We start from the raw sequence: 1,192 nt of genomic DNA on the forward strand, positions 1-1,192 counted from the left end.
ATCCGGGCGAGGAGATAGCGGATCTCGGGGACGCTCGGGACGAGCGCAGCCATCCGGATCAGGCGGCGATTGGCTCCTTTGGACTCGTTTCGTTCGGTTTGCTCCATGCGCTGCGGCGAAGATCAGCCGATAGCTTCGAGAGGAAGGCCAGGGCGGCCATGCACAGGCTCATGTGGCGATGCCATCCGTGCCAGGACCGAGCCTCGCAATGATCAAGTCCGAGATCATCCTTGGCGCGCTCAAAGCACTCCTCGATCGCCCAGCGCAGGCCGGCCACTGCCGCCAATTCGGCCAAGGAGGAACCGGGCGGGGCGAAGACCAGGTAGTAGGCTTTTTCTCCGGATGTCGATCGCTTGCGGCGGACGAGAAGCCAATGCTCGAAGCCGCCTTTTGACGTCCAAGGGCGGCGGATGCGTGCCCAGTCGTAGAGCCGAGGCCCTTTGGCGCCTTCACCTGCCGCATGACAGGCCCAGTCGTCGGGCTCGAACTCGCTGGCCAGTTCCTCGGGCGAGGTTTCCTCAAACAGACGATCCCCTCCACGGCGCATGAAGTGAGAGCCTCGAACCGCCAAGACATAGGGCTGCTCGCGAGCTTCCAGCATCCGGCGAAGGCTGCTGTCCGCCCCGTAGACAGCGTCGCCCAGAACGTAAGCGCACGGGACGCCGGCATCGAGCGCCGCCTCGACCATGGCGCGCGCCATCTTGGGCTTGGTTGCAAACTCGACCGTCTCCGGGATCGACGCCCTGGCACATCGCGCCCGATCCCTTGTCCAGCTCTCCGGCAGATAAAGGCGACGATCAACCAGCGCTTGGCCGTAGCGGCTCGCGTAAGCCAAGAACACGCCGATCTGGCTGTTCTCGATCCGCCCCGCCGTTCCCGAGTACTGACGCGCGACACCGGCGGAACGATCGCCCTTCTTCACAAATCCCGTCTCGTCGACGATCAGGACGCCATCCTCATCGCCCAACGCCTCCACCACATAATCGCGAACCTCGTCTCGGAGCCGATCAGCGTCCCAGTGGCTGCGCCCCAACAGCGACTGCATCCGATACGGCCGTTCCGCTCCGGACTGCTCAGCCATCAGCCAGCCTGTCTTGCGCTCAATGCCGGAAAGAAGGCCGTCAAGGAAATCTGCGCCCGTCTCCCGCAACTCACGACGAGGAAGCACCCGCCCAACCCGTGCCTTCAGCGC

General features: G+C 64.3%; 1 protein-coding gene. It reads right to left on the bottom strand.

Features of this window, described 5'->3' with window-relative positions; genetic code table 11:
* Positions 1–58: 58 nt before the first annotated feature.
* A partial coding sequence (locus NKJ09_RS32420; protein WP_352764780.1) for an IS701 family transposase occupies positions 59–1,192 on the bottom strand: 1,134 nt, incomplete at its 5' end.

Origin of the sequence: Mesorhizobium sp. M0189, from assembly GCF_040322135.1 — a bacterium.
GTDB lineage: Bacteria > Pseudomonadota > Alphaproteobacteria > Rhizobiales > Rhizobiaceae > Mesorhizobium.